Raw genomic sequence first — 25,332 nt, 5'->3', positions numbered from 1 at the left:
TAGAATCCGCGAACTCCCTTAACGTCCATTGCGCCGGGGCCTGTCGATGTCCGCTCACACCGTTCGCTTCAAACAGGTCGACGTGTTTACGTCGACACCGTTCAAGGGCAATCCGCTTGCCGTCGTGTTCGATGCCGACGCGCTCGATATCGCGCAGATGCAGGCCATCGCGCGCTGGACCAACCTGTCCGAAACCACCTTTCTGCTGAAGCCGACCGATGCGGCCGCCGACTATCGCGTGCGCATCTTCACGCCGGGCGGCGAGTTGCCGTTCGCGGGTCATCCGACGCTGGGCACCGCGCACGCTCTGCGCGACAGCGGCTACCAGCCGAAGCAGGCCGGCAAGCTGATCCAGCAATGCGGCGTGGGTCTCGTCGAACTCGAAGCGCTCGACGGCGCCGACCCCATGCACGGCGCATGGGCGTTTGCCGCGCCGCCCGCGCGGGTGACGCCGCTTGCCGAGCATCGTTACGAAGCGCTGGCTACGGCTTTACGTAGTCAGGCGATCGATTTCACCGCGCCGCCGTGCGCGGTCGACAACGGCGCACCGTGGCTCGTCGTGCGGGTCGAATCGGCGCGCGCCTGCCTCGCCCTAGAACCCGATACAGCGGCACTCGCCGAGCTCGTGCAGTCGGTCGACACACACGGCATCGCTGTTTACGGGCCGCACGACGCCTACGGCCCCGCGACCTTCGAAGTCCGTTGCCTGATGGCGGGCGGCGGCTTCGGCATCGGCGAAGACCCGGTGACGGGTAGCGCCAATGCCGCGCTCGCGGGTCTGCTGAACCTGCAACAACGTCGCCCCGGCGCGCGCTACACCGCGCGTCAAGGCACCGCGCTCGGCCGCGCGGGCGACGTGTCGGTCCACTACGACGATGCGCGCGGCAAGATCTGGATCGGCGGGCCTTCGGTGACGATCGTCGACGGCACGTGCCGGCTTGCTTAAGCGAGCTGCGGCGAACTGCAACGAACTGCGGCTTCGCGCGCATGCCACGGCGAGACGCCGCATGTCGCCGCTTCACTCCACAAAACGCCGCAGACGATTGCGTCGCCATACCTGGTTCTCCGAATTCATGTCGGCCGCGTGTCGATGAAACCTTCGACACACCACCGATCGATCGCGCCACCAGACCGGCGATGCAGCGCACATGAACAGCTGGACAAAGGCACCGGCGCGACAGCGTATACCCCATGCCGGGAAGCTTCCTTAATCGAGTGCCATTCAGTAATATCGAGACGTATATAGCGAACTCTATTCGATGACCTGTGGACGGTCCGGCGCGGCGCCACGCCCTCTTCCTCTGCGCAGCAGCTTTGGTACCTTGGTCACCATGCAGCCATCCATCTATTTCGCGCAGTCGATGCCCGTGCGTTTGCAAGCGCCCCGCGCCCAGCCAAGGCACGCACGATGACGTCCCGCTTCTCCGAGCCGCGCGAAGCCAGGCTGCGACGCGATCCAATGGTCACGCGCCGGCGCGCGTTGCTCGTCATTCCCGCACTCGGCATCGTCGTACTGATCCTGCTCTGGACCGTGATCTTCGCGCGGCTGTCGGTAGAAAGGGACGCGACGTACCGCGAAGCGATGGCGTCGTCCGCCATACTCTCCGCGGCGCTCGAGCAGCACACCATCAAGGCGATTCACCAGGTCGATCAGATCACGCGCTTCGTCAAGTATGAGTTCGAGAAGACGCCCAATCATTTCGATCTCGCGAGCACGGTCGAAAAAGGCGTCGTGCAAAGCGAAACGCTCGTGCAGGTGTCGCTGATCGATGAGCACGGCAGACTGATCGCCAATACGGCCGAACTCAATCCCGCTCACATCGACCTCTCGGACCGCGAGCACTTCAGGGTCCACGAGCACGAGAACGACGATCAGCTGTACATCAGCAAGCCGGTGCTCGGCCGCGTGTCGGGTCACTGGACGCTGCAGATGACACGGCGTCTCAATCATCCGAACGGCTCGTTCGCGGGCGTCGTCGTGGTCTCCGAAGACCCGAGCTATTTCACGTCGGACTTCTACAACAACGCGGCGATCGGCCGCGAAGGCGTGATCGCGGTCATTTCGGACAGCGGCACCGTGCTCGCGCGCCGCACCGGCAACGCCAACAGGACGAGCAGCACGTTCACCGCGAGCGGCACGTATCCGACCTCGGAGCACGTGTCGGGCACCTACGTCGATTCGATCGACAACGTCACGCGCATCGTGTCGTACCGGCACATCGACGGCTATCCGCTCGGCGTGCTCGTCGGTCTTTCGCAGGCCGAAGAATTCGCCGACTACAACCACACGCGCAACGTCTATCTGTTGATGGCGGGCTTCATCTCGCTCGCGATGCTCAGCTTCTTCGCGGTCGCGACCGGCTTGATCGGCAAGCTGCTCGGCCGCGAGCGCGAGATGACGCAGCTCGTCGAATACGATCTGTTGACCGGGCTGCGCAATCGCTATGCGACGCTGCAGGCGCTGCGCCAGGACGTCGCGCTGCCGTTCAATCTCGGCCGGCTTGCGATTCTTTTTATCGACCTCGACAACTTCAAGACCGTCAACGACACGCTCGGCCACAACGCCGGCGACATCGTGCTGCAGATGACGGCCTCGCGTCTGGCCACCGCGGTCGGTGACGACGGTACGCTGAGCCGCATCGGCGGCGACGAGTTCGTCGTCGTGATCAAGGGCGACGATGTCGAGAAGCGCGCGGTCGCGCTCGCCGAAGCCGCCAGCCAAGCGTTCTCGAAGCCGTTCGAGGTGCGCGGCAGCTCGTTCGTGCTGCATGCGAGCATCGGCATCGCGCTGTACTCGGTCGCCAACGAAAACGAGATCGACCTGCTGAAGAAAGCCGATCTCGCGATGTACAGCGCGAAGGACGCCGGCAAGAACTGCTACCAGTTTTATTCGCCGCAGCTGTCGCATCGCGCGGACCATCTGATGAAGTGGGAGCAGCAGCTGCGCGTCGCGCTCGCCGAAGGGCAACTGTTCCTCGCCTATCAACCGAAGATCGATCTGGCGCGTCGCTGCATCACCGGCTTCGAAGCGCTCGTGCGCTGGAACCATCCGCAGCACGGACTGATCTCGGCCAACGAATTCATCCCGGTGGCCGAGTCGACCGGCCTGATCGTGCCGATCGGCGACTTCGTGATCAAGACCGCATGCCGTCAGCTCGCGCAATGGCAGCAGCAGGGCTACGACACGCTGTCGCTCGCGGTGAATATTTCGGCGGTGCAGTTCTGGCGCGGCGACCTGTTCGAAACGATCTCACGCGCGATCGAGGAAACCGGCATTTCCGCGCGCCGCCTCGAGCTCGAAATCACCGAAACGACGATGATGGAATTTCCGGAAGTCGTCTCCGAAAAAATCTTCGCGTTGAAGCGTCTCGGTGTACGCATCGCGCTCGACGACTTCGGCACCGGCTATTCGTCGCTGTCCTATCTGAATCGCTTCGCAGTGGATACGCTGAAGGTGGACCGTTCGTTCGTGCAGGCGATCCCGGGCGATCGCAGCGTCTGCGTAATGGTCACCGCGATCGTCAACCTCGCGCGCTCGCTCGGGCTCACGGTGGTGGTCGAAGGCACGGAGACCGAAGAGCAGATCGCGTGGCTGGCCGCGCTCGGCAACATCGAGGCACAGGGCTTCCTGTTCTCGCGTCCGGTGCCGGCGGAGGCGATTGCGGCCCTACTCGAGCGCTTCGGCGTATGCGGCACGACCAGCCTGAGCGGCCGCCGCGCCGCGCACGAAGCCGATCGCACAAGCAGCGTATCCAGCACCAGCAACTAAAGGGCGGGCGCCCGCACGGCGGGTCTCCGCAGCGCCGATGCAGACCATGACGAGCGATGAGGCTGCCCGCCGCGGGCAACGAGAGCCGCTATGGACGCTGTTCCGGGTCGTGTGCGGCCTGTCGGCGCTGTCGTGGGGCGGCCTCGCGTTGATGGCGCAGCTCGAGCATCACTACGTCGAACGCAAGGGGCGGCTCTCGCGCGTGGCGTTCTCGGATCTGATCGCGCTCGCGTGGATGGTGCCGGGACCCGTCGGCTGCAACGTCGCGGTGCAACTCGGGCACGCGCTGCGCGGACGCGCGGGCGCATGGGTCGCCGGTGTGGCGAGCGTGCTGCCATTCTTCACGTTGATGACGCTGTTCGCGATCTTCTACCGCACGCGCATCGTGCATACGGCAGCGTCGCAAACACTGCTGCATCACTTCAGCGTCGTGCTCGCGACGCTGATCGCGCTCACCTGGTACAAGCAGACGCGCGCGCTCGTGCGCGGCAAGCTCGAAGGGGCCGCGGCGATGCTCGGCAGCATCGCGCTACTGTACGCGCACAGCGCCGCGGCGTACGTCGTCATGCTCGGCGCGGCGTTCGGCATCGGCTGGTTCGCGAGTCCCGAGCGCGACGCGCGACTCGCGGTGTCGCTCGAGCGCGGCGACTATCGGCTGCTGGCCGCGCTCGGCGTGCTGCTCGTGCTGTTTGCGCTGCCACTGCCGCATCGCTATGAATTCGCGCTGCTATGGCCGCGCCTCGCGGGCGCCGGCATGACGCTGTTCGGCGGCGGCTTCTCGGCGTTGCCGGTGCTGAAGACGCTATTCGTGACGCCGGCGGTCGGCGTATCCGATAATGACTTCACGCTCGCGTTTTCGCTGTCGCCGTTGTCTCCCGGACCGTTGCTGAACGTGGTGCCGTTCTTCGGTTATCTCGTCGATGGCTGGCTGGGTGCGCTGATCGCGACGCTCGCGCTATTCGTGCCGTCGGGTTGCCTCGTCGTGCTCGCGCAGCGGCATCTGCATCAGTTGAAGGCGAACCCGCGCTTCGAGCACGGCATGAGGATTCTGCGCGCGGTCACGACCGCGTTTCTGGCGGTCGCGGTGCTGCGCATCGCCGCGCATGTTCCGCTGGAGCCGATCTATCTGCTGACCGCGGCGTTCTCTGCGATGTGCTTCGCGAAGCTGAAGGTGCCGGTGTATGCCGTGTACGCAACGGTGGCGGTGGCGTGCGGTTTGTGGATCGCGTACGGGGCCGCGATGTGACGCCGCGCGGGCCCCGCCGCATCGCGCCGTACGCGCCCCGCTGGCGAACAGCGGTATCAGGACATCAGAACCCGCGTGAGAGCACCGCGACGCCGATCGTCACGACGCCCAGCACGAGATTGATCAGCACGAGACGGCGGACCGTACCGACCGCCTGCGCGCCATCGGGCCACTTCTGAGCCTGCACGGCGCGGCGAATGCGCGGGTACACCGCGAAGCGGATATGGCCGAAGATCAGCATCATCACGATGCCGAGGCCGGCCATCGCATGCAGAGGCCAGGTGGCATGGCCGCCGCCGAATTGCATCAGCAGAAAGCCGCCGCTGATCAGGATCACGAGCACCGACACCCCGACCCAGTTGAAGAAGCGGCCGAACACCGACTCCCACAGCGGCAGGCGAAGCTGCGGCGACAGATCGCCGAGCGCCGGACGCAGGCAGAAATGCGCGAACACCATACCGCCGACCCACACCGCTACCCCGAGCAGATGCAGAAAAAGCGCGACTTCGATAGCTTTGTTCATGTAGTTTTCCTCTCCCGACGACGTCACACCATTTAGGACACTTGCTCCGGCTCAGCAGCAACTGAGCGCGTTCGACCGTGTGTGATGCACGCAGTTCCGGGTATCGACGTCAATTCTAGGCAGGCAGCACCGGACGCATGCCGTCGAGCTTCAGCTTGCTGGCGGGCGAGCGTCCCTTGCGCGCGCGTTTGCCGACATGCGCCGCAAGCTCGGCACCGGCCAGCTTCTCTTCGTCGACGCGGCCGCCACGGCGCGTGCCGATCAGCATCACGCCGGCCTTGTTGATCGCGAGCGCCTGCACGAGCGCCTCGTTGTCGTCGAGCGCCATCAGCGTGACGCCGCGGCCGCCGCCCGACAGCGTCTTCATCTCGTCGAGGCCGAATACGAGCAGACGGCCGCCCGACGACAGACACGCGACCTGCGCCGCATCCGGCAGCATCGGCATCGGCGCGAGCGGCACCGCACCGGCATCGATCGTCATGAACGACTTGCCGGCCTTCACGCGGCTCACCATGTCGCCGACTCTCGCGATAAAGCCAAAGCCATTGCTCGACGCGAGCAGCAGCGCCTGTTCCGCCGGCGCGGCGTAGTAGTGCATCAGATGGCTGCCCGATTCCAGCTCGATCAGCGACGTGACCGGCACGCCGTCGCCGCGTCCGCCCGGCAACAGAGCCACCGCGACCGAATAGACGCGCCCGTTGCTGCCCCACGCGATCAGCGTGTCGGGCGTGCGGCACAGGAACGCCGCATACAGGCCGTCGCCGGCCTTGAAGCTGAAGCCCGCGGGGTCGAGCCCGTGGCCCTTCAGCGCGCGCACCCAGCCTTTCTGCGACACCACGACCGTGACCGGCTCGTCGACCACGCGCGCTTCGAACGTCGCGCGCTTTTCCTGCTGGATCAGCGTGCGGCGCTCATCGCCATACTGTTTCGCGTCGGCTTCGATTTCCTTGATCAGCAGCCGCTTCATCGCCGATTCGCTGCCGAGCAGTTCTTCGAGCCTGGCCTTCTCGTCGCGCAGCTCGGCCAGCTCCTTCTCGATCTTGATCTTCTCGAGGCGCGCCAACTGACGCAGCCGGATTTCGAGGATGTCCTCGGCCTGGCGGTCCGTCAGGCCGAACGCGGCCATCAGCGCGACCTTCGGCTCGTCCGATTCGCGAATGATGCGGATCACTTCGTCGATATTCAGGAAGACGATCATCCGGCCTTCGAGAATATGAATCCGGTCGTCGACCTTCGACAGACGATGCCGCGTGCGGCGCGTCACCGTCGCGAAACGGAATGCGATCCACTCGTGCAGGATTTCGCTCAAGCCCTTCTGACGCGGCCGGCCATCGCCGCCGACCATCACCATGTTCAGCGGCGCGTTCGATTCGAGGCTCGTGTGCGCAAGCAGCGTGTTGACGAACTCGGTCTGATCGATGCGGCTCGACTTCGGCTCGAACACGAGACGCACCGGCGCGTCCTTGCCCGATTCGTCGCGCACCGCGTCGACGAGCGCGAGCAGCGTCTGCCTGGTCTGCAACTGCTCGGGCGTCAGTGCCTTTTTGCCGAGCTTGATCTTCGGGTTGGTCTGTTCTTCGATTTCCTCGAGTACCTTTTGCGCGGCCGTATTCGGCGGCAGCTCGGTGATGACGAGTTGCCACTGGCCACGTGCGAGATCTTCGATCTTCCAGCGCGCGCGGACCTTCAGGCTGCCGCGGCCGGTTTCGTACGCGGCGGCGATTTCCGCCTCGCTCGAAATGATCTGGCCGCCGCCGGGGAAGTCCGGACCCGGCACATGCTGCATCAGCTCCGCATGCGAGAGCTTCGGATTGCGGATCAGCGCGACCGCCGCGCCCGCGACTTCGCGCAGGTTATGCGACGGGATTTCCGTCGCGAGGCCGACGGCGATGCCCGATGCGCCGTTGAGCAGAACGAACGGCAGACGCGCCGGCAGCACCTTCGGCTCTTCGAACGAGCCGTCGTAGTTCGGCATGAAGTCGACCGTGCCCTGGTCGATTTCGGCGAGCAGCAGCTTCGCGATGGGCGTCAGGCGCGCTTCGGTGTAACGCATCGCCGCCGCGCCGTCGCCATCGCGCGAGCCGAAGTTGCCCTGGCCGTCGATCAGCGGATAGCGCATCGAGAAGTCCTGCGCGAGACGCACGAGTGCGTCGTACGCGGACTGGTCGCCATGCGGGTGGTACTTACCGAGCACGTCGCCGACCACGCGCGCCGATTTGACCGGCTTCGCGTTGTCGCCGAGGCCCATCTCGTTCATCGCGAACAGGATGCGGCGCTGCACCGGCTTCTGGCCGTCGCAAACATCGGGGAGCGCGCGGCCCTTGACCACGCTGACCGCATACTCGAGGTACGCGCGCTCCGCGTAGTTGCCGAGGGTCAGCACGTCGCTGTCCGACGGCGGCTGGTTGAAAAGGTCGAGAGTGTTATCGTCGTCCATCTAGATTCCGTGTCCGTGTTTGGCTTGAAGTGTCGTATGCCGCGGTGGCGCGCGCGGCGCTCAAATGTCCGCTTCCACTTCGTTACCCTTCTCTTCGAGCCAGCTGCGGCGCGACGCCGCTTCGCCCTTGCCCATCAGCATCGTCATGCGCGCGACGGTCGCGTCGTAGTCGAGTTCGCCGAGCGCAACCGGTTGCAGGCGGCGCGTGTCGGGATTCATCGTCGTGTCCCACAGTTGCTCGGCGCTCATTTCGCCGAGACCCTTGAAGCGGCTGATCGACCACTGGTTGTCGCGCACGCCGTCCTTGCGCAGCTTGTCGAGAATCGCCTCGAGCTCGCCTTCGTCGAGCGCATAGAGCTTCTGCGCGGGCTTCTTGCCGCGCGCGGGCGCATCGACGCGAAACAGCGGCGGCCGCGCGACGCACACATGGCCGCGCTCGATCAGCTGCGGAAAGTGCTTGAAGAACAGCGTGAGCAGCAGCACCTGAATGTGCGAGCCGTCGACGTCCGCATCCGACAGAATGCAGATCTTGCCGTAGCGCAGATTCGACAGATCGATCTTGTCGTCCGGATTGTGCGGATCGACGCCGATCGCCACCGAAATATCGTGCACTTCGTTGTTCGCGAACAGGCGATCCCGCTCGGTTTCCCACGTGTTCAGCACCTTGCCGCGCAACGGCAGGATGGCCTGAAATTCCTTGTCGCGGCCCATCTTCGCGGAGCCGCCGGCCGAGTCGCCCTCGACGAGGAACAGCTCGTTGCGGCCGATTTCCGTCGATTCGCAATCGGTCAGCTTGCCGGGCAGCACCGCGACACCCGAGCTCTTGCGCTTCTCGACCTTCTGCCCCGCGCGCGTGCGCGCCTGCGCTTGCTTGATCACGAGGTCCGCGAGTTTCTTGCCGTGCTCGACATGCTGGTTCAACCAGAGTTCGAGCGCCGGCCGCGCGAACGACGACACGAGCTTCACCGCATCGCGGCTGTTCAGGCGCTCCTTGATCTGGCCTTGAAACTGCGGATCGAGCACTTTCGCCGACAGCACGAACGACACCCGCGCGAACACGTCTTCGGCGAGCAGCTTCACGCCTTTGGGCTGCAGGTTGTGCAACTCCACGAAGCTCTTGACCGCCTGGTAAAGACCGTCGCGCAAGCCCGACTCATGCGTGCCGCCCGCGGGCGTCGGAATCAGGTTCACGTACGACTCGCGCGTGAGCGGCCCTTCCTCGCTCCACGCGACGACCCATGTCGCGCCCTCGCCTTCGGCGAACGTCTCTTCGCTCGAACGCGAGCTTTCCGCGTAGCGCTCGCCTTCGAACAGCGGAATCAGCAGGTCGCTGCCGTTCATGCCTTCGAGCAGATAGCCGCGCAGGCCGTCTTCGTATTTCCAGCTTTGCTGCTCGCCGGTTTTTTCGTTGACGAGCGTGACTTCGACGCCCGGCAGCAGCACCGCCTTCGAGCGCAACAAACGCTGCAGTTCGCCGAGCGGCAGGTTCGGCGAATCGAAGTATTTCGGATCGGCCCATGCGGTCACGCGGGTGCCGGATTTCTTGTCGCCCCTGGCGGCGGCGCGCACTTCGAGCGGTTTCGCGACGTCGCCGTGCGCGAAGCTCAATTCGGCGACCTTGCCGTCGCGCCACACGGTCACGTCGAGTCGCGTGGACAGCGCGTTCGTCACCGACACGCCGACGCCGTGCAGGCCGCCCGAGAACGTATACGCACCGCCGGCGGCCTTATCGAACTTGCCGCCCGCATGCAGGCGCGTGAAAACGATTTCGACGACCGGCACGCCCTCTTCGGGATGCAGGCCGAACGGAATGCCGCGGCCGTCGTCCTCGACCGAGACCGAATGGTCCGCGTGCAGCGTGACCGTGATTTGTCGGCCGTAGCCGCCGAGCGCTTCGTCCGATGCGTTGTCGATGACTTCCTGGATGATGTGCAGCGGATTCTCGGTGCGGGTGTACATGCCGGGTCGTTGCTTGACCGGCTCCAGACCCTTCAACACCTTGATCGACGCTTCGCTATACGCGGCGTTTGGCTTTTTCGTAGACATGATTGACTCGGTGCGTCGGTTCATCGTCGTGCACGGGTCCTGTGGACAGGGCCGTGGACATTGCGTTGAGTTTTCAAAAAAAGCGAAACGAAACAATGGGGTTAGGTGGGGTGCCCGCGCTGCGGGCAAGCTGTTTGTCGCGCGGCTGCTGCCGGCACGCCAGCAAGCCGGACGTGGACGCCCAGCCCGCCGGGGAAGCCTGTTCGCGGGGTATTGTACTGATTTCGATCACGCCGGCAATTGACGTCGCGCTGAACTGGCCGACCGGACAAGGCGCGGCGGGCGCTGGGGGACATGCGGCGGAAGATGAAGGGTCCCGCGTTACCTGACGCGGTTTTCCAGCTCGTCCCAACGCTCGAGCGCGAGCATCAGCTCTTCGTCGATCTCGGCATAGCGCTCCGTGAGACGCGCGCCCTCGCGCGCATCCTTCGCGAACACGGAGCCATCTTCGAGCTGCGCGCCGATCGCCTTCTGTTCGGCCTCGAGCTCCGCAATCTTTTGCGGTAGCGCCTCGAGTTCGCGCTGCTCCTTGAACGACAGCTTCACGGCGCGCTGCGCATTGCGGCCCGCGGCGCTTTCCTTCGGCGCCGCTTCTTTCGGCGCTTCCTTGCCCGCCTCTTTCTGCGCATCGAGCGCCAGTTGCTTCGAGCGATCGCGTTGCGTCTGCCAGTCCGTGAAGCCGCCGACGTATTCGCGCCACTTGCCGCCGCCTTCGGATGCGATCACCGACGTCACCACGTTGTCGAGAAACGCGCGGTCATGGCTGACGAGCAGCACCGTGCCGTCGTAATCGATCAGCAGTTCCTCGAGCAGTTCGAGCGTCGGAATGTCGAGGTCGTTGGTCGGTTCGTCGAGCACCAGCACGTTGGCCGGGCGTGCGAACAGACGCGCGAGCAACAGCCGGTTGCGCTCGCCGCCGGACAGCGACTTGACCGGAGAACGCGCGCGCTCCGGCGCGAACAGAAAGTCGCCGAGATAGCTCATCACATGCTTCTTCTGGCCGTTGACTTCAACCCACTCGCTGCCCGGGCTGATCGTGTCCGCCAGACTCTTTTCAAGGTCGAGCGCCGCGCGCATCTGATCGAAATACGCGACCTGCAGATTCGTGCCGATGCGCACGTTGCCCTCGTCCGGCGCGAGTTCGCCGAGGATCAGCTTGAGCAGCGTGGTCTTGCCCGCGCCGTTCGGACCGATGAAGCCGATCTTGTCGCCGCGCATCACCGTGGCCGTGAAGCGGTCCACCACCGCGCGCGCGCCGTAGCGCTTCGTCACGTCCGTCAGTTCCGCGACGATCTTGCCGGACTTCTCGCCCTGACCGACGTCGAGCTTCACGTTGCCCTGCACGTTGCGGCGCTCGGCGCGATCATTGCGCATCTGCACGAGCCGCGCGATGCGCCCGACGCTGCGCGTGCGGCGTGCCTCGACGCCCTTGCGGATCCACACTTCTTCCTGCGCGAGCAGCTTGTCGAACTTCTCGTTCTCGATGCGCTCGACTTCGAGTTGCTGCGCCTTGCGCGTCTGGTATGCGGAGAAATTGCCCGGATACGACAGCAGCCGCCCGCGATCGAGCTCGACGATGCGCGTCGCGACGCGGTCGAGGAACGCGCGATCGTGCGTGATGAACAGCAGCCCCGCGCGCAGCGACACCAGCAGATCTTCGAGCCAGCGGATGCCGTCGAAGTCGAGATGGTTGGTCGGCTCGTCGAGTAGCAGCCCGTCGGGCTGCACGACCAGCGCGCGCGCGAGCGCCGCGCGCTTCTGCATGCCGCCCGACAGCGAGCCGACGCGCGCTTCGCCGTTCAGGCCGACCTGCTGCAGCGTGGTCGCGACGCGGGTGCTCCAGTTCCATGCGTCCGCGGCATCCAGCGACGATTGCAGCGTGTTCATGCGCGCGAGCAGCGCGTCGTGCTCGGCGCCCTCGGGCGTGTCGGCGAGCTGATGCACGACAGCGTCGAATTCGTCGAGCAGCGCGCGCGCCTCGGTGAGACCGGCGGCGACCGCGTCGAACACGGTGTCGTCGGCGTTGAACTCGGGCTCCTGCGGCACGTAGACCGTGCTCAGATGCTGCTGGCGCGTGACGAGGCCGTCGTCGGGCCTGGCCAGTTCGGCGACGATCTTCAGCAGCGACGACTTGCCCGCGCCGTTGCGCCCGATCAGCCCGACGCGTTCGCCGGCTTCGAGCGAGAAATCCGCGTGGTCGAGCAGCGCGACGTGACCGAATGCCAACTGGGCCCCGGTAATGGTGTAAAGCGACATGGGGGAATGGGAGAAGACAGCGATGAGTCGGAACTGCTCATTGTACCGGGCGCGGGACCGGTCGCAGATGTGCCGGCAGAAACGCAGGCGCGATGCCCCTCCGGGGCAACTGACGAATTCCGGTAATATTGCGGGTCGTCGCATGCCCCAAAAAGGGGCAGGTAAGCCGGCATTGCATCAACGAGAGAGTGTGTCGTGAGCGAAGTAATCGAAGTGACGGAATATAAGAGCTGGGTCTGCCTGATTTGCGGCTGGATCTACAACGAGGAAGACGGCCTGCCCGAAGATGGCATCGCGCCGGGCACGCGCTTCGCGGACATCCCGGCAGACTGGCGCTGCCCGCTGTGCGACGTGGACAAGGCGGAGTTCGCGGTGGTGGAGTTTTAAACGGTGAGATGACCCTTGGGCGATGGGCGCGGTTGCGCGGCCCGGCAGGCGATGCCCCCGCTCTCCTTTTGCCCGCGCCGGTTTGATATACTCTGCGCTCGCTGGTCGATCTGGACTCGCCGAGTCCTCGCCGGTTTGCCCGGCTCGGTCCTCTCCCTGTAGTTCAATGGATAGAACAAGTGCCTCCTAAGCGCTAGATACAGGTTCGATTCCTGTCAGGGGGACCAGATAGCTTCCCAGCCAGTCCCAAGATTGCCCAGAAAAGCCCCGTATGCGTTGCGCTGCGGGGCTTTTTGCTGTCACCATTGCTCGCGGTTGCCCAGTACGAACCGGATTTCCTGGGTATCGGTAGGGCGATTCCTCCGGGCGGTCCAGACCCGCCGTGTCCGGGACACCGCCAGACGCACCCTGCAGTGTTCGCGCGCGGTCTTCCAGTACAGCATTGAAGCCGGTGGAGATTCCGCAGCTCACGGGTGCTACTTGACTACTAGCCCGTCGGGGCTATCTTCATAGCCATAGGAAAACGCATCAGCGAGTCGCGTTTATCCGGAAAGGACGATCATCTTTTCGGCGGCCGACCGAAATACCCGGACTGCCGCCCAGCTACAATACGGCGTTCAATTTCCCAACTTTCGCGCGCTATGCCGATCGATTGCGTCGTCAGCTGCGCATACAGGGTCCCAAATGACTGAAATCAAACAATCTTTCGATCAACTCGGTTACGCGATTCTGCCTGCGTTTTATTCGGCCGCCCAGGTGGACGACGTTGTCCAGTCCATCGAGCAGCGCAAACTGCAGCGGCCCATGAACGTGACCGTCGACCTTCTGGACACCGGCGAACGCAGTCTGTTGGGGCTGCTCTCGCCGCGCGAAATCGAAACCCTGCGCATGAAGATCAATGATCTTTACCTAGACATGGAAAGCGTTCGTGAGCTTGCCCTTTCCGAGCGTATTGCCGCTGTCTTGAAAGACCTGCTCGGGCACGCCCCGGCTCTATGCAATAGCTTGTACTTTGAAAAGGGGAGCCAGCAACCCCCGCACGTGGATGCGATCTACATGACACCGAAGACGGACGATCACCTGATCGCTATCTGGGTGGCGCTTGAGGACGCGCACGTCGACGCTGGGCAGCTCGAGTACTACCCGGGCAGCCACAAGATCGAGCAGTTGATCTTCAGCAATGGCAACCGTCATTTTGTCCCCGAAGAAATGCCGAGGTGGCATTCCTACATGGACAGCGAAGTCGAAAGACACGGCCTCAAAAAAACGACATTCTTCGCGAGGAAGGGCGACGTGTTGATTTGGCACGCGAATCTGCTGCATGGTGGCAGCGCGATTGCTGACCCGACTCGTACGCGCAAGTCCCTCGTCTTCCATTATTTCTCGGAAGCAGATGCCAGGTCGCTCGACTGCAAGCTGAGGGAAGCCAACTCATGCGGCTACTGGATCGATAGGCCGATCCAGGAAGTTCCTGAGGCGGCATTCAACCGCGCCGAATTCGAGAAGGCCTATCTCGCCAAGTACGAGGACGTGGCGAACGCGGTTCAAGCTGGCCAGTTTGCTTCAGGCACACATCACTACGAAGTGTGTGGCCGCGCCGAAGGTCGCTTCGTCTAAGCGCTCAGGCGAGCATGACCGAAGCTACCGCGAACGCCGATGCGTCGCCGAAGTTTTGCTGAGACTGGGCATGATGCGCCGAGCGCGGGCAGTATCCAACCCATCGCCTAATATGGATGATTGATGATTCACAACCTAGTAGCAGGCTATTGAAGCGATCGCAAACGCGGTCCTTCAGTCACCGCAAAGGCCCGAAAAATGTCGATCCATTTCAAGAACCTGTTGCCCGGCGTTCCATTCGTGGAAAGTCCATTCTTCGAAAGAATTTTTTCGGATCCGGCGATTGACGAAGAAACCCGCCGCATAGCCAGGGACCTCAATGAGAATGGCTTTGCGGTTTTCGATTCACAAGTGACTCATTATTACTTTGAGGGTTGCGCCTATTATCGCCCGTTCAGGTCCGATCCCTTCTATGGCTCGATCTATTTCTCGAAAATGACGGATATGCTCACAGGGGAACCCGTCAGGCACTACTACAACGGTTTTGAGATTCCGAAGAGCTTCATAGAGTCGATGTACAACAATTGCGGAGCTCAGCGGGCAGTTATACCGCCCGACTTCGATCCGGCGCAGTATCTTCTTGCAAATCCTGATGTTGCCAAGGTAGGAGAAGATCCTGTCCTGCATTACCGCCTGCATGGCTGGCGCGAAGGAAGGCGACTGCGTCCGTAGTGGCGGGTGCCAATAGCCCGACAAACTGCGCATGGATGGTTGTCGTTGGGTTGCCTTAGGACGTATAGGCGCCGACATTGACTGCCGAAATCGGCGTGCCGCTCGCGATGCGGTTGTAGCCATAGATAGGCGCACTCCCCCATAGGCCGATTTCGTCTTCGAAACGCGCGCAAGTTCTACTGCTCAATTATTTTGGCCTCGGCCGATGCACACTTTGCGCGTATACCGATGGATCGACGACGTTCATCTCATCCTTTGGGCGTTCGCCGAAAACTCGCTCGAAGTCGTCGGGACCCAGAATGTCAGCAGCGTCGTGGAGAAAAGACGAATAGGCGTCGTTCAGTGTCGAAGCCGATGGTGCATCGCCGCCGGGCGGCGCATCTTGCAAACGTTCGACCCGCACCATCAACGCGCGTCGATGATTCATCAACGACTTGATCTTTGCATCCGCGTCCGGACCCTTCAGGGTCGCCTGAAGATGCTGCTGAAAATCGTCGACATCGGATTGCGAATGTCCTGGCTCCATGGCGTTACCCCCGCTTGCGGTTGAGCACTGAATCTTTTTGCTCGCCCATGCAGCATGCTGCTTGCCGTATGTTCCGAAGATCGCGTTGCTTAGCCAGTAACCCCTGGCCATGCGGACCGTGGCAGGGGTTGCTCGACCGCTGCCGGTCGCCCAAAGAATCTGATTCGACAGCTGATGGCATACGCCATCGCGACCATAGCTGAATAGCGTTCCACGAGCGGCCGGATCGAGGTTCGAGTCCACGTCCGGCTGACATAAGCAACTAGCATAAAGCAGATCCGCCCCGGCGGAAGCCAAAAAGCCATCCGCACTGACCGTCGTGCCGCCTCTGGCGTGGAAACCACCCCAGCTGTACCAATAGTGTTCTCCCGCGATCAACACATCGGCCAGCGCGGGGTAAATCTTCGCCCGGCTGTCGTAAGTCGTCACCCACGTATGATCGACGACGGACCCTTTGAAATACGCCGGAACGGTCCATGCGAACAATGTAACGACGCTCATTGCTTCACCTTTTTATCCGGTCGCATAGCAGCGCTGTCGCGCGCAACTCGCCCGAAAAGGCGGTAAAAAAACCGACCCTGCCTCAAAGGTTATACGCGTTGAGCGGTATCGGTTTCAAGGACGTGCCAATCCGCCGGTGCGCGCTTACCGCTTCGCTCCCGCTACCGCACTGCCCCACGACACCCCGGCAATCCACGTGGCCACGGCCCGACTCGCCGGACGCTCGATCCATCGATACGACGCGAGGGTCACCACCGTCGACGCGTCCATGATCACCACGCCAACCAGATCGCCTGGCCGCCGATGCCGCCCATCGATGATCTGCGCGAGGCCGACCACCATCGGCATCGCGAGCAGATGCGTCGAACGCTCAGGCCATCAAGCCGGCCGCTGCGGAATATTCAGGCCGCGCACCACCGCCGGACGCTCGACGAACGCGGCCAGCACGCGCCTCACGTTCGGGAAGTCCTGAATGCCGACCAGCTCTCCGGCCTCGTAAAAGCCGACCAGATTGCGCACCCATGGGAAGATCGCTATATCGGCGATCGAATAGCGATCGCCCATCACCCATGCGCGTCCTTCTAGCCGCTGCTCCAGCACGCGGAGCAGCCGCCTCGATTCGGCGACGTAGCGATCGCGCGGACGCTTGTCCTCATAGTCCTTGCCGGCGAATTTGTGGAAGAAGCCGAGCTGGCCGAACATCGGACCGATGCCGCCCATCTGGAACATCACCCACTGGATCGTCTCGTAGCGGCCCGCGGCGTCCTGCGGGATCAACTGAGCGCTTTTGTCGGCGAGATAAATCAGGATCGCGCCTGATTCGAACAGCGGCAGCGGTTTGCCGTCGGGACCGTTCGGATCGAGAATCGCCGGAATCTTGTTGTTCGGGTTCAGCGACAGAAACGCCGGCGTCATCTGATCGTTGGTATCGAAGCGCACCAGATGCGGCTCATACGGCAAGCCGGTTTCCTCGAGCATGATCGAGATTTTTACGCCATTGGGCGTCGGCAGCGAATAGAGCTGAATCCGGTCCGGATGCTCGGCCGGCCATTTCTTCGTGATCGCAAAAGCGGATAGATCGGTCATGGGTTCGAGTCGCCCTATGGGACGGAAATTGCGAGACCGCCCAATATAAACCGACTCGGCACAACGCGTGCGCGGCCGCGCGACGAGCTTACAAACGCTGCCGCACCGCCGCCGTTCGTGATCGGCGGTTCACCACAGGTCCTTCGTCGCCGTGCCGGCGCGCACGTTGAAGCCTTCGCGCCACAGCGCCGCCCCGACCGTCAGCAGCAGCGCCTTCTCGGTGCCGTCCAGCAGTTCCCACGCGGTCGCGAGCCACGTCGCGAAGTTCGCGCAAGTCGCTTCGAGATCGGCCGGCGCCTTGCCTTCCAGGTACTGCCGTTCGAACATCGAAAGGATTTTTTCGGGTGTCATTGGCGCGACCTCCTGGTGACCTTGCGCCAAGTCTAAAGGGCTCGCAGCGCGGGCGGAATGCCCATCATCGCGATCACGGGTTACTCCCAAGCCGGCCACTGCGTGAACGTCAGCCGCGACCCGGGTTATGAAAGCGGAGGCGCTGTGCCCGACCGGCGCCGCCCAAAAAGCAAAGGCGCCGCGACAGTCGCGACGCCCGGGCCGGTGCGGCCATCTGCACCCAAACGGGTTCAATGATGACCGCGCTTTGCATCGTCCTTCGCGTCTTCCTTCGCGTCGCCATAGCTCTTCTGCACCTTGCCGGCGCCTTGCTGCACGTCGCCCTTGAGTTCCTTCGCGGGGTCGTTGGTGGCCTTGCCGACGGTCTCGTTGACCTTGCCCTTGACCTGCTCGCCAACGCCCTTCACTTGATCCTTGTTCATGTTCGGCTCCCAATGCGTAGTCGACAGAAATGCCGGCGCGGTATTCCGCCGGTATCCGGGACGAAGCAACGGCTGTTCCCGGCAGCGTGGCGCGCGCGCAGTCCGGGAACCGATGAGCGCTGTCGCGAGAACAGGCGAAATTTTTATCGAAACGCCTAAAGTTTTGCTGCGCAGCGCCGTCAATGCGTTCAGGGAGGGGCCATGGACCGCACCGAGAGTACGATTTCAGGATCATCGCAGGCTGCGTTGATCGACCACGACATTGCGCACATCACGCGCGCCATGCACGTATCGCTGCGTGGCGATTTCGGCGGCCCGATCCTGCCTGCCGCCTATTGGCGCAAACGGCTGACCACGCTCGTCGACAGCGGCCAGCTCTCTTCCGCGCAATTGCGCAAGATCGACAGTCTGCTGCTGCAGCTCGATCGGTTCGCTTCGACGCCGCTGCCCGAATGGGAACGCTTCGCGCCCGCCCCGAGCGCGCCGTTCAAGCCCGCTCGCCCGGTGAAGAAGTTGAAATCGGTCTGATCGCGCCAGCCCGCCTCATCGCATCTGTTGTCGATGGTCAGCATGTCACGCCGCGGCATCGCGAACGCATCGTCGTTGTCGGCTTTCGCGGCAACCGTCGTGACACCGGTGATGTGTGCAGTGGCGCGTATCATGCTGCCGCATGTGCAAACCCTGCTCGCCCACCCGACCCGCGATGCTTCCAAACACTCCCTGCCGCTCTACGCGTGAACGGCCGAGCGACTCGTTGACCCGCTGACGATGGTCGATATCGTCGACAGCGCGACCCGCAGCCGGATGATGTCCGGCATCCGCGGCCGCAACACAAGGCCCGAGGTTCTGATTCGCAGCCTGCTGCATCGGCAGGGTCTGCGCTTCCGGCTCGACGCGCGCGATCTGCCCGGTCGTCCCGACATCGTGCTGCCGCGTTATCGCGCGGTGGTGCTCGTGCATGGCTGCTTCTGGCATGGGCACGACTGTCATCTGTTCAAATGGCCGCAGACCCGGCCCGAGTTCTGGCACGACAAGATCGGCCGCAATCGCAGCAACGACGAGAAGGTGCGGGGCGCGCTGCTCGCTAGCGGCTGGCGCGTGGCGGTCGTGTGGGAATGCGCTTTGCGTGGCGCGAATCGCGATATCGCGGGCGTGATCGAGCGGCTTGTCGCGTGGATCAGAAGCGACGCCCCAGAGTTCGAGGAACGCGGCTGAAAACCACGCGCGAGCTGCCCGGCTCGCACGAGTCTCGCGGCCGCTGGTGATACACTCGAAAAGCTCGCCCGGAGCGCTGTCGAGATGCCTTCCAGGCACGCGTCGGCGGCGTTTGCCGGGTGCTTTCCCGGCACTTTCACGACGCTTTCACGGCACGTCCCCACGCATTTCGGCAGGCCTCGAGATGCGCGTCGCCCGCCGCGACATCGCGCACTCCGACGATCCCAGAACCAATCAACAAGGGAGGCACATCATGGCTGACTTCCGTCTCTGGTCCGACGACTTTCCCACCAACGGCTTCATGCCGAAAGCCCACGAGTACGACGACAAGGCATTCGGCGTCGACGGCGAAAACATCTCGCCATCGCTGCAATGGGAAGCGCCGCCCGCGGATACGCAAAGCTTCGCGCTCACCGTTCACGACCCCGACGCGCCGACCGGCAGCGGCTTCTGGCATTGGGTCGTCGTGAACATTCCGGCCGACGCGCGTTCGCTGCCGCGCAACGCCGGCAAGGCCGACGGCTCGCTGCTGCCGCAGGGCGCGACGCAGGTGCGCAACGACTACGGGACGGTCGGCTTCGGCGGCGCCGCGCCGCCGCGCGGCGATCGCACGCATCGTTATATCTTCCGGCTGCATGCGCTGAAGGTGCCGCATCTGCCGGTCAGCGCGGAGACCACCAACGCGGTCGCGCGCTTCATGACGCACCTGAATGAAATCGATTCGACGACCCACACGGGGCTTTACGAACTCAAATAAGCACGCACGCTCGCGCGCGGCGCGGCGGCGGCGCCCCCGCAACGCCGGCGCCGCGCCGACGATACGCTCGCAGCGGCCAGCGTAAGCCGAGCACAGGCGCGCCACCCTCTCCGACAAATCAAACAATCGATGCATGCACCCTCTCCGCGCCCGGAGGGCCCGACGGCCTCCGTTTCCCGCTTCGAAAGCAAGGACCTAGGCCTGCCGGTTCCGCAACGCTATTGGGCGATGCTCGTCATCGCGCTCTCGCTGACGCTCGCGGTGCTCGACAGCGCGATCGCCAACGTCGCGCTGCCGACCATCGCGCGCAACCTCCAGGCGAGCGCCGCCGCGTCGATCTGGGTCGTCAACGCGTATCAGCTCGCGATCACGATCTCGCTGCTGCCGCTCGCGTCGCTGGGCGACCGCATCGGCTACCGGCGCATTTATCTGTCGGGCCTGATTCTGTTCACGGTCGCTTCGTTCGGCTGCGCGCTGTCGAACTCGCTCGCGACGCTCGCGCTCGCGCGCGTGGTCCAAGGCTTCGGCGCCGCCGGCATCATGAGCGTGAACACCGCGATCGTGCGCATGATCTATCCGCCGGCGCAGCTCGGCCGCGGCGTCGCGATCAACGCGATGGTGGTGGCGGTGTCGTCGGCGGTCGGACCGACGGTCGCCTCGGGCGTGCTGGCGGTCGCGACCTGGCCCTGGCTGTTCGCGATCAACGTGCCGATCGGGATAGCGGCGATCGTCGGCGGCTTCAAGGCGCTGCCGATGAACCCCGGCCACGAATCGCCGTATGACTATCTGAGCGCGGTGATGAACGCGTTCGTGTTCGGTCTGCTGATTTTCGCGGTCGATGGCCTCGGCCACGGCCAGCGCTTCGGCTACGTGACGCTCGAGGCACTCGGCGCACTCGTGATCGGCTACTTCTTCGTGCGCCGGCAACTGACGCGGCCCGCCCCGCTGCTGCCGATCGATCTGCTGCGTATACCGGTGTTCGCACTGTCGATCGGCACGTCGGTCTGTTCGTTCTGCGCGCAGATGCTCGCGTTCGTGTCGCTGCCGTTCCTGCTGCAGGAAACGCTCGGCATGTCGCAAGTCGAAACGGGTCTTTTGATGACGCCGTGGCCTGCGGTCATCATCATCGCGGCACCCATTTCCGGTGTGCTGTCGGACCGAATATCGGCCGGCTGGCTCGGCGGCGTCGGGCTCGCCGCGATGACGGTCGGCCTGCTGCTGCTCGCGACGCTCGGGCCGCACCCCGACTCGTTGCAGATCTCGTGGCGCATGGCGCTGTGCGGCGCCGGCTTCGGCATCTTCCAATCGCCGAACAATCGCACGATGCTGTCGTCCGCGCCGCGCGAACGCAGCGGCGGCGCGAGCGGCATGCTCGGCACCGCGCGCCTGAGCGGGCAAACGCTCGGCGCGGCGCTGGTCGCGCTGATCTTCGGCGTTGCGCCGCACAACGGAACGATCATCGCGCTGTACGTGGCCGCGGGGTTCTCGGCGCTCGCGGCCGTCGTGAGCACGATGCGGGTCATGCAGAAGGCGGCGCAGCCGGCCTAAGGCTTGCGCCCGCTACCCCGAAATCCGGACACGAAAAAGGGCGTGCATCGCACAACGCGATGCACGCCCTTTTGCTCAGATTTCCCTGCCACTGCGTTCGCGACGTGACCGGCGCACACGCGCCCCGCTCAGGACGATGCCGTCACGTCAGCGAGCTTTACCGCTTTGGCCGTCACCGAAGACGCGGTCGCGACGTGACGCAGATCGTCGAGGAAGGTATCGCGCCACACCGACAGGTTGTTCTCGCGCATCGGCTCCATCATGTCCGCATGACGCGCCTGGCGTTCTGCGAGCGGCATCGACAATGCGCGCTCGAGCGCTTCGGCCATCTGCGACAGATCGAACGGATTGACGACGAGCGCGCCCGGCAGCTGCTCGGCCGCGCCCGCGAATTGCGACAGCACCAGCACGCCCGGATCGGCCGGATCCTGCGACGCGACGTACTCCTTGGCCACCAGATTCATGCCGTCGCGTAGCGGCGTCACGTAGCCGACCTGCGACTGGCGGAACAGCGCCATCAGCAGATTGCGCTCGTACTTGCGATTCAGATACTGGATCGGCGTCCAGTCGAGCTGCGCGAAGCGGCCGTTGATGCGGCCCGCCTCGCCTTCGAGCGTCTGCCGGATGCGCTGATAGGTCTGCACGTCGGCGCGCGTCGGCGGCGCGATCTGCACGAGCGACACGCGGCCATGCCAGCCGGGCGCGTTCAGCAACAGCCGCTCGAAGGCCTGGAAGCGTTCGACCAGCCCCTTCGAATAGTCGAGCCGGTCGACGCTCATGATCAGCTTGCGCCCGCGCATGCCGTCGCGCAGGCTGCGCACCGCCTTGCGATCGGTGAACTGCTCGGCGGCCTTCGCGATGGCATCGGGATAGATGCCGATCGGGTACGCGCCGACCTTCAGGAAGCGGTTGTACGCGTGCACCATGCCGTCTTCGCTCGACGTGCCGTGCTGACCGCGCTCGATATAGTCGACGAACGATTGACGATCCGCCTCGGTTTGAAAGCCGATCACGTCGTAGCTGCACATCGCCTTGACGAGTTCCTCATGCGGCGGAATCGTGCGCAACACTTCCGGCACCGGAAACGGAATATGCAGGAAAAAGCCGATCGGATTCTTCACGCCCAGTTCGCGCAGGCACCGCGCGAACGGCAGCAGATGGTAGTCGTGCACCCAGATGATGTCGCTAGGCCTGAGCAGTTCTTTCAGCTGCTTCGCGAGCGTCGCGTTCACGCGCTGATAGCCCGCGTAGTCGCCACGGTCGTAGCGAGACAGGTCATTGCGATAGTGGAAGGTCGGCCACAACGTGGTGTTCGAAAAACCGCGGTAGTACTCGTCGTAGTCCCGCTTGGTGAGGCCCACCGTCGCGTAGGTGACGTTGCCCTGCTTCTCGATCACCGGCACAGATGGCTCGCTGATGGTTTCGCCGCTCCAGCCGAACCAGACGCCGCCGGTTTCTTTCAGCGCGTCCAGCACGCCGATCGCGAGCCCGCCTGCCGCCGGACGCGCTTCCTGGATCGGTGCGACACGATTCGATACCACGATCAATCTGCTCATTAGTGCTCCATTGTTTCGTTGTATGCGGAAATGTGCCAAAGCGGTGCACGCAAGTGCCGTGCCGATAGGTGGGATATTGAAGATTAAAATTGTATGAAAATGTGATCCACGAACTTAACCACGCGATCAACGGGGATCACGAAGAAGATTTTTCTGTTTTATATAAAGCAGAGGGTCTTCTTACCGGCATCGCTTTGCTCACGCGGCGCGCCGCCGGTCGATTCGGCCTCAGGCGTCCTGCTCGGAACCCAGATCGCGCTGGTAGTCGAGGCCTTCCTGACGCACTCCGCCCTGGTTGTGTTCACCGTCTGGCGGCGCATCCGGCGCGATCCGATTCTGCGCGGCCGGGTCAGGCGACTCTGCCGGCTCCGTCTTTACGGCAGGCGGCCCCGGCGCACGCTTGGCGTGCCGCGCGGAGCGTCGCAATGCGGGATGTCTCATGATCGTGCCTCCGGTGGAAGCCTGCCGCCTGTTGCCGGCATCCCTACAGTCTAGGGGGCGAAATCGTAAACCGCCGGTAAAACATGCGCCGGCTTTGTAACAAGTACAGCTGTCGCCTGCGCCCCATGGGGCGCGGGGCCTCGGCGCTACGGCTGCGGGTGGGGTCCGCTGCGGAAACGGTGCGCCGGCATCGAGCGGCGCGTCAGCATCGCAGCGGTCGGTGTCGAAGGTCGCCAGCCTGAGGCGTTTGCGTCGGCTGCGGCGGTGGATCACCGATGGGCGGCGTGACCGGTTCGTCGGGTTCGATCGGGTCGGGTGTCGGGCCGGGAACCGTGTCGGGCTCGCCCGGGTCCGGGGGCGCGGTAGGAGGCGTAGTGGGCGGCTCGATCGGCTCGGGCCGGTGAGCCCGCATCGGCTGGGACTGCGCGCGAACGGCTGCGAAATGCGGCATGTCGGTGACCTCGTTTTGCGTTCCATCAGGGCGCAGCAAGGCCTGTGCCGTTGGGCGCCCGCCCGCAAGCTCAGGCGGGCGCTTACTGATCACGCAGCCGACGGGCGAACGAGCCCGGGTCAGGCGTCCGCGCCGCCGAGCGCGCGCGATTCGTCGGCCGGATCGCCGTCTTCGCGCGCATCGTTGCCGTACTCGACGAGCCGGTTGTATAGCGTCTTCAGACTGATGCCGAGGATCTCCGCGGCGCGCGTCTTCACGCCGCCGCATTGCTCGAGCGTCGCGAGAATCAGTTGACGGTCGGCTTCGGCGAGCGAGGTGCCGAACGGGATCGTGATCGCGGTGCCGGCCGCGGGCTTCGACAGCGTGATCTGCAACGGCACCGTGGCCGTGCTATCCGAATCGGCGCTCGACATGATGTGCGCACGCTGCACGTAGTTCTTCAGCTCGCGCACATTGCCCGGCCACGGATACGACAGCAGCATGTCCTTCATCGCGACCGGGAAATGCTTCTTCGTGCCGTGACGCTCGTTGAGCTCATCGAGGAACGATTGCGCGAGCAGCTCGACGTCCTTGCCGCGATCACGCAGCGGCGGCAGGCTGATCGGAAACACGTTCAGCCGGTGGTAAAGGTCGAGCCGCAGCTTGCCTTCGAGCACCGCCTGCTCGGGATCGCGATTGGTGGCCGCGATGAGGCGCACGTCGGTTTCGATCTCCTTGGTCGTGCCGACGCGCATGAACATGCCGGTTTCGAGCACGCGCAGCAGCTTCACCTGCAGCTCGATCGGCATCTCGGTGATTTCGTCGAGGAACAGCGTGCCGCCGTTCGCGCGCTCGAAATAGCCCTTGTGCTGCCGGTCCGCGCCGGTGAACGAACCGCGTTCGTGACCGAACATTTCCGATTCGATGAGATTCGGCGAGATCGCGCCGCAGTTGACCGCGAGGAACGCGTGCTTGCGGCGCAGGCTCAGCTCGTGCAGCGTCTGCGCGGCAACTTCCTTGCCGGTGCCCGATTCGCCGACGAGCATCACCGAGGCCGCGGTAGGCGCGACGCGGCTGATCTGGTCGTAGACCTCCTGCATCGCCGGCGAATTGCCCAACATCAGACCGAAGCGGCCCATCCGACGCAATTCGCCGCGCAGCGTGCCGATCTCGGCCTTTAGGTCGCCGGCGCGCGGCAGGCGCGACAGGATCGCCTTCACGCGCTGCATGTTGATCGGTTTCACGAGGTAGTCGGCCGCACCCATTTTCAGCGCGCTGACCGCCGACTCGACCGTCGCGTGGCCGGTGATCACGATCACTTCGACGCCGGAGCGCGGATCGAGATCTTCGAACAGATCGACCCCGCTGCCGTCGGGCAGCTTCAGATCGGTGAATACAACGTCCGGCATCTGCCGGATCAGTTGAATACGCGCTTCGCGTAGATCGCCCGCGGTGGCCGTGGTCAGTCCGTCTTCCCCGATGACGGCGGAAAGCGCCTCGCGGGTACCTGCGTCGTCATCGACAATCAGTACATGTGGCATCGCGT

26 protein-coding genes and 1 tRNA gene are annotated in these 25,332 nt (G+C 64.0%); 13 read left to right on the top strand and 14 right to left on the bottom strand.

Features of this window, described 5'->3' with window-relative positions; translation table 11 throughout:
- Nucleotides 1-46 precede the first annotated feature (46 nt).
- From BJG93_RS04175 to BJG93_RS04165, 3 genes are all read left to right on the top strand, one after another.
- On the top strand, nucleotides 47-946 hold the full coding sequence (locus tag BJG93_RS04175; RefSeq protein WP_027197086.1) for a PhzF family phenazine biosynthesis protein: 900 nt from the start codon (nucleotides 47-49) through the stop codon (nucleotides 944-946).
- 462 nt (nucleotides 947-1,408) lie between these two features.
- Complete coding sequence (locus BJG93_RS04170) at nucleotides 1,409-3,769, top strand: bifunctional diguanylate cyclase/phosphodiesterase (protein WP_027197085.1); 2,361 nt, start codon at nucleotides 1,409-1,411, stop codon at nucleotides 3,767-3,769.
- Nucleotides 3,770-3,806: 37 nt separating this feature from the next.
- Complete coding sequence (locus BJG93_RS04165) at nucleotides 3,807-5,015, top strand: chromate transporter (protein WP_027197084.1); 1,209 nt, start codon at nucleotides 3,807-3,809, stop codon at nucleotides 5,013-5,015.
- Nucleotides 5,016-5,079: 64 nt separating this feature from the next.
- On the opposite strand, the gene BJG93_RS04160 is transcribed toward BJG93_RS04165, so the two are convergent.
- From BJG93_RS04160 to BJG93_RS04150, 3 genes are all read right to left on the bottom strand, one after another.
- Entirely contained in the window at nucleotides 5,080-5,538 is a 459-nt protein-coding gene (locus tag BJG93_RS04160; protein ID WP_027197083.1) for a CopD family protein, read from the bottom strand.
- Between the two features lie 115 nt (nucleotides 5,539-5,653).
- The gene (parC, locus tag BJG93_RS04155) at nucleotides 5,654-7,975 is read right to left on the bottom strand and encodes a DNA topoisomerase IV subunit A (RefSeq protein ID WP_027197082.1); all 2,322 of its coding nucleotides are present in this window, start codon (nucleotides 7,973-7,975) and stop codon (nucleotides 5,654-5,656) included.
- A gap of 60 nt (nucleotides 7,976-8,035) precedes the next feature.
- Nucleotides 8,036-10,021 (bottom strand): DNA topoisomerase IV subunit B, encoded by a 1,986-nt coding sequence (locus BJG93_RS04150; RefSeq protein ID WP_027197081.1) that lies wholly within the window; start codon nucleotides 10,019-10,021, stop codon nucleotides 8,036-8,038.
- Nucleotides 10,022-10,074: 53 nt separating this feature from the next.
- Between BJG93_RS04150 and BJG93_RS04145 the strand changes: the two genes are divergently transcribed.
- A complete protein-coding gene (locus tag BJG93_RS04145) occupies nucleotides 10,075-10,350 on the top strand; it encodes a hypothetical protein (RefSeq protein WP_154671812.1) in 276 nt (91 codons plus the stop codon).
- Here BJG93_RS04145 and BJG93_RS04140 read toward each other — a convergent pair.
- Nucleotides 10,343-12,277, bottom strand: a complete 1,935-nt coding sequence (locus BJG93_RS04140; RefSeq protein ID WP_027197080.1) for an ATP-binding cassette domain-containing protein — start codon at nucleotides 12,275-12,277, stop codon at nucleotides 10,343-10,345. The two genes, BJG93_RS04145 and BJG93_RS04140, sit on opposite strands and share 8 nt — an antisense overlap.
- Nucleotides 12,278-12,472: 195 nt before the next feature.
- On the opposite strand from BJG93_RS04140, the gene BJG93_RS04135 reads away from it, so the two are divergent.
- The 4 genes from BJG93_RS04135 to BJG93_RS04120 all read left to right on the top strand — a co-directional run bounded on the left by BJG93_RS04135 (nucleotide 12,473) and on the right by BJG93_RS04120 (nucleotide 14,953).
- Nucleotides 12,473-12,664 carry a rubredoxin gene (locus BJG93_RS04135; RefSeq protein WP_027197079.1) on the top strand — a complete coding sequence of 64 codons (192 nt, stop codon included), beginning with the start codon at nucleotides 12,473-12,475 and terminating at the stop codon, nucleotides 12,662-12,664.
- A gap of 152 nt (nucleotides 12,665-12,816) precedes the next feature.
- Nucleotides 12,817-12,891: transfer RNA gene (locus tag BJG93_RS04130), tRNA-Arg, on the top strand.
- 457 nt (nucleotides 12,892-13,348) lie between these two features.
- Nucleotides 13,349-14,281 (top strand): phytanoyl-CoA dioxygenase family protein, encoded by a 933-nt coding sequence (locus BJG93_RS04125; RefSeq protein WP_051374376.1) that lies wholly within the window; start codon nucleotides 13,349-13,351, stop codon nucleotides 14,279-14,281.
- A 198-nt stretch (nucleotides 14,282-14,479) separates the two neighbouring features.
- Nucleotides 14,480-14,953, top strand: a complete 474-nt coding sequence (locus BJG93_RS04120) for a hypothetical protein (RefSeq protein WP_027197078.1) — start codon at nucleotides 14,480-14,482, stop codon at nucleotides 14,951-14,953.
- A gap of 55 nt (nucleotides 14,954-15,008) precedes the next feature.
- Here the strand turns inward: BJG93_RS04120 and BJG93_RS36015 are convergent, their stop codons facing one another.
- The 6 genes from BJG93_RS36015 to BJG93_RS04095 form a co-directional block, all read right to left on the bottom strand.
- Complete coding sequence (locus BJG93_RS36015; RefSeq protein WP_269217456.1) at nucleotides 15,009-15,140, bottom strand: hypothetical protein; 132 nt, start codon at nucleotides 15,138-15,140, stop codon at nucleotides 15,009-15,011.
- Nucleotides 15,141-15,980, bottom strand: coding sequence for a hypothetical protein (locus BJG93_RS04115; protein WP_027197077.1), 840 nt, complete (start codon nucleotides 15,978-15,980; stop codon nucleotides 15,141-15,143).
- A 144-nt stretch (nucleotides 15,981-16,124) separates the two neighbouring features.
- The gene (locus tag BJG93_RS04110) at nucleotides 16,125-16,328 is read right to left on the bottom strand and encodes a hypothetical protein (RefSeq protein ID WP_071336551.1); all 204 of its coding nucleotides are present in this window, start codon (nucleotides 16,326-16,328) and stop codon (nucleotides 16,125-16,127) included.
- Nucleotides 16,329-16,358: 30 nt separating this feature from the next.
- Nucleotides 16,359-17,066, bottom strand: coding sequence for a glutathione binding-like protein (locus BJG93_RS04105; protein WP_027197075.1), 708 nt, complete (start codon nucleotides 17,064-17,066; stop codon nucleotides 16,359-16,361).
- Nucleotides 17,067-17,195: 129 nt separating this feature from the next.
- Nucleotides 17,196-17,417 (bottom strand): hypothetical protein, encoded by a 222-nt coding sequence (locus tag BJG93_RS04100; RefSeq protein WP_027197074.1) that lies wholly within the window; start codon nucleotides 17,415-17,417, stop codon nucleotides 17,196-17,198.
- A 230-nt stretch (nucleotides 17,418-17,647) separates the two neighbouring features.
- Complete coding sequence (locus BJG93_RS04095; protein WP_027197073.1) at nucleotides 17,648-17,839, bottom strand: CsbD family protein; 192 nt, start codon at nucleotides 17,837-17,839, stop codon at nucleotides 17,648-17,650.
- Between the two features lie 201 nt (nucleotides 17,840-18,040).
- On the opposite strand from BJG93_RS04095, the gene BJG93_RS04090 reads away from it, so the two are divergent.
- From BJG93_RS04090 to BJG93_RS04070, 5 genes are all read left to right on the top strand, one after another.
- Nucleotides 18,041-18,367: a hypothetical protein gene (locus BJG93_RS04090; RefSeq protein ID WP_027197072.1), complete on the top strand. Its 327-nt coding sequence runs from the start codon at nucleotides 18,041-18,043 to the stop codon at nucleotides 18,365-18,367.
- 42 nt (nucleotides 18,368-18,409) lie between these two features.
- Nucleotides 18,410-18,577, top strand: coding sequence for a hypothetical protein (locus BJG93_RS04085; RefSeq protein ID WP_154671811.1), 168 nt, complete (start codon nucleotides 18,410-18,412; stop codon nucleotides 18,575-18,577).
- Nucleotides 18,578-18,607: 30 nt separating this feature from the next.
- Nucleotides 18,608-19,054 (top strand): very short patch repair endonuclease, encoded by a 447-nt coding sequence (locus BJG93_RS04080; RefSeq protein WP_027197071.1) that lies wholly within the window; start codon nucleotides 18,608-18,610, stop codon nucleotides 19,052-19,054.
- 253 nt (nucleotides 19,055-19,307) lie between these two features.
- Nucleotides 19,308-19,811, top strand: coding sequence for a YbhB/YbcL family Raf kinase inhibitor-like protein (locus BJG93_RS04075; RefSeq protein ID WP_027197070.1), 504 nt, complete (start codon nucleotides 19,308-19,310; stop codon nucleotides 19,809-19,811).
- A 129-nt stretch (nucleotides 19,812-19,940) separates the two neighbouring features.
- Nucleotides 19,941-21,359, top strand: a complete 1,419-nt coding sequence (locus BJG93_RS04070; protein ID WP_082194613.1) for an MFS transporter — start codon at nucleotides 19,941-19,943, stop codon at nucleotides 21,357-21,359.
- 128 nt (nucleotides 21,360-21,487) lie between these two features.
- Here the strand turns inward: BJG93_RS04070 and otsA are convergent, their stop codons facing one another.
- The 4 genes from otsA to BJG93_RS04050 all read right to left on the bottom strand — a co-directional run bounded on the left by otsA (nucleotide 21,488) and on the right by BJG93_RS04050 (nucleotide 25,327).
- On the bottom strand, nucleotides 21,488-22,915 hold the full coding sequence (gene otsA / locus BJG93_RS04065; protein WP_027197068.1) for an alpha,alpha-trehalose-phosphate synthase (UDP-forming): 1,428 nt from the start codon (nucleotides 22,913-22,915) through the stop codon (nucleotides 21,488-21,490).
- A 228-nt stretch (nucleotides 22,916-23,143) separates the two neighbouring features.
- Nucleotides 23,144-23,356 carry a hypothetical protein gene (locus BJG93_RS04060; RefSeq protein WP_027197067.1) on the bottom strand — a complete coding sequence of 71 codons (213 nt, stop codon included), beginning with the start codon at nucleotides 23,354-23,356 and terminating at the stop codon, nucleotides 23,144-23,146.
- Nucleotides 23,357-23,558: 202 nt separating this feature from the next.
- Nucleotides 23,559-23,807 carry a hypothetical protein gene (locus BJG93_RS04055; protein WP_082194612.1) on the bottom strand — a complete coding sequence of 83 codons (249 nt, stop codon included), beginning with the start codon at nucleotides 23,805-23,807 and terminating at the stop codon, nucleotides 23,559-23,561.
- A 119-nt stretch (nucleotides 23,808-23,926) separates the two neighbouring features.
- The gene (locus BJG93_RS04050; protein WP_027197066.1) at nucleotides 23,927-25,327 is read right to left on the bottom strand and encodes a sigma-54-dependent transcriptional regulator; all 1,401 of its coding nucleotides are present in this window, start codon (nucleotides 25,325-25,327) and stop codon (nucleotides 23,927-23,929) included.
- Between the last annotated feature and the right edge of the window lie 5 nt (nucleotides 25,328-25,332).

Origin of the sequence: Paraburkholderia sprentiae WSM5005 (assembly GCF_001865575.2) — a bacterium.
Classification (GTDB): Bacteria; Pseudomonadota; Gammaproteobacteria; order Burkholderiales; family Burkholderiaceae; genus Paraburkholderia; species Paraburkholderia sprentiae.
Note: the sequence above shows the minus strand (reverse complement) of the source record. Positions and strands in the feature narration are given on the sequence as shown.

Bases quoted from the DNA above. Each gene is read 5' to 3' on its own strand.
- BJG93_RS04175 (WP_027197086.1), top strand. From the start codon at position 47: ATGTCCGCTCACACCGTTCGCTTCAAACAGGTCGACGTGTTTACGTCG.
- BJG93_RS04170 (WP_027197085.1), top strand. From the start codon at position 1,409: ATGACGTCCCGCTTCTCCGAGCCGCGCGAAGCCAGGCTGCGACGCGAT.
- BJG93_RS04165 (WP_027197084.1), top strand. From the start codon at position 3,807: ATGCAGACCATGACGAGCGATGAGGCTGCCCGCCGCGGGCAACGAGAG.
- BJG93_RS04160 (WP_027197083.1), bottom strand. From the start codon at position 5,538: ATGAACAAAGCTATCGAAGTCGCGCTTTTTCTGCATCTGCTCGGGGTA.
- parC (WP_027197082.1), bottom strand. From the start codon at position 7,975: ATGGACGACGATAACACTCTCGACCTTTTCAACCAGCCGCCGTCGGAC.
- BJG93_RS04150 (WP_027197081.1), bottom strand. From the start codon at position 10,021: ATGTCTACGAAAAAGCCAAACGCCGCGTATAGCGAAGCGTCGATCAAG.
- BJG93_RS04140 (WP_027197080.1), bottom strand. From the start codon at position 12,277: ATGTCGCTTTACACCATTACCGGGGCCCAGTTGGCATTCGGTCACGTC.
- BJG93_RS04125 (WP_051374376.1), top strand. From the start codon at position 13,349: ATGACTGAAATCAAACAATCTTTCGATCAACTCGGTTACGCGATTCTG.
- BJG93_RS04120 (WP_027197078.1), top strand. From the start codon at position 14,480: ATGTCGATCCATTTCAAGAACCTGTTGCCCGGCGTTCCATTCGTGGAA.
- BJG93_RS04115 (WP_027197077.1), bottom strand. From the start codon at position 15,980: ATGAGCGTCGTTACATTGTTCGCATGGACCGTTCCGGCGTATTTCAAA.
- BJG93_RS04110 (WP_071336551.1), bottom strand. From the start codon at position 16,328: ATGCCGATGGTGGTCGGCCTCGCGCAGATCATCGATGGGCGGCATCGG.
- BJG93_RS04105 (WP_027197075.1), bottom strand. From the start codon at position 17,066: ATGACCGATCTATCCGCTTTTGCGATCACGAAGAAATGGCCGGCCGAG.
- BJG93_RS04100 (WP_027197074.1), bottom strand. From the start codon at position 17,417: ATGACACCCGAAAAAATCCTTTCGATGTTCGAACGGCAGTACCTGGAA.
- BJG93_RS04095 (WP_027197073.1), bottom strand. From the start codon at position 17,839: ATGAACAAGGATCAAGTGAAGGGCGTTGGCGAGCAGGTCAAGGGCAAG.
- BJG93_RS04090 (WP_027197072.1), top strand. From the start codon at position 18,041: ATGGACCGCACCGAGAGTACGATTTCAGGATCATCGCAGGCTGCGTTG.
- BJG93_RS04085 (WP_154671811.1), top strand. From the start codon at position 18,410: ATGTCACGCCGCGGCATCGCGAACGCATCGTCGTTGTCGGCTTTCGCG.
- BJG93_RS04080 (WP_027197071.1), top strand. From the start codon at position 18,608: ATGGTCGATATCGTCGACAGCGCGACCCGCAGCCGGATGATGTCCGGC.
- BJG93_RS04075 (WP_027197070.1), top strand. From the start codon at position 19,308: ATGGCTGACTTCCGTCTCTGGTCCGACGACTTTCCCACCAACGGCTTC.
- BJG93_RS04070 (WP_082194613.1), top strand. From the start codon at position 19,941: ATGCATGCACCCTCTCCGCGCCCGGAGGGCCCGACGGCCTCCGTTTCC.
- otsA (WP_027197068.1), bottom strand. From the start codon at position 22,915: ATGAGCAGATTGATCGTGGTATCGAATCGTGTCGCACCGATCCAGGAA.
- BJG93_RS04060 (WP_027197067.1), bottom strand. From the start codon at position 23,356: ATGAGACATCCCGCATTGCGACGCTCCGCGCGGCACGCCAAGCGTGCG.
- BJG93_RS04055 (WP_082194612.1), bottom strand. From the start codon at position 23,807: ATGCCGCATTTCGCAGCCGTTCGCGCGCAGTCCCAGCCGATGCGGGCT.
- BJG93_RS04050 (WP_027197066.1), bottom strand. From the start codon at position 25,327: ATGCCACATGTACTGATTGTCGATGACGACGCAGGTACCCGCGAGGCG.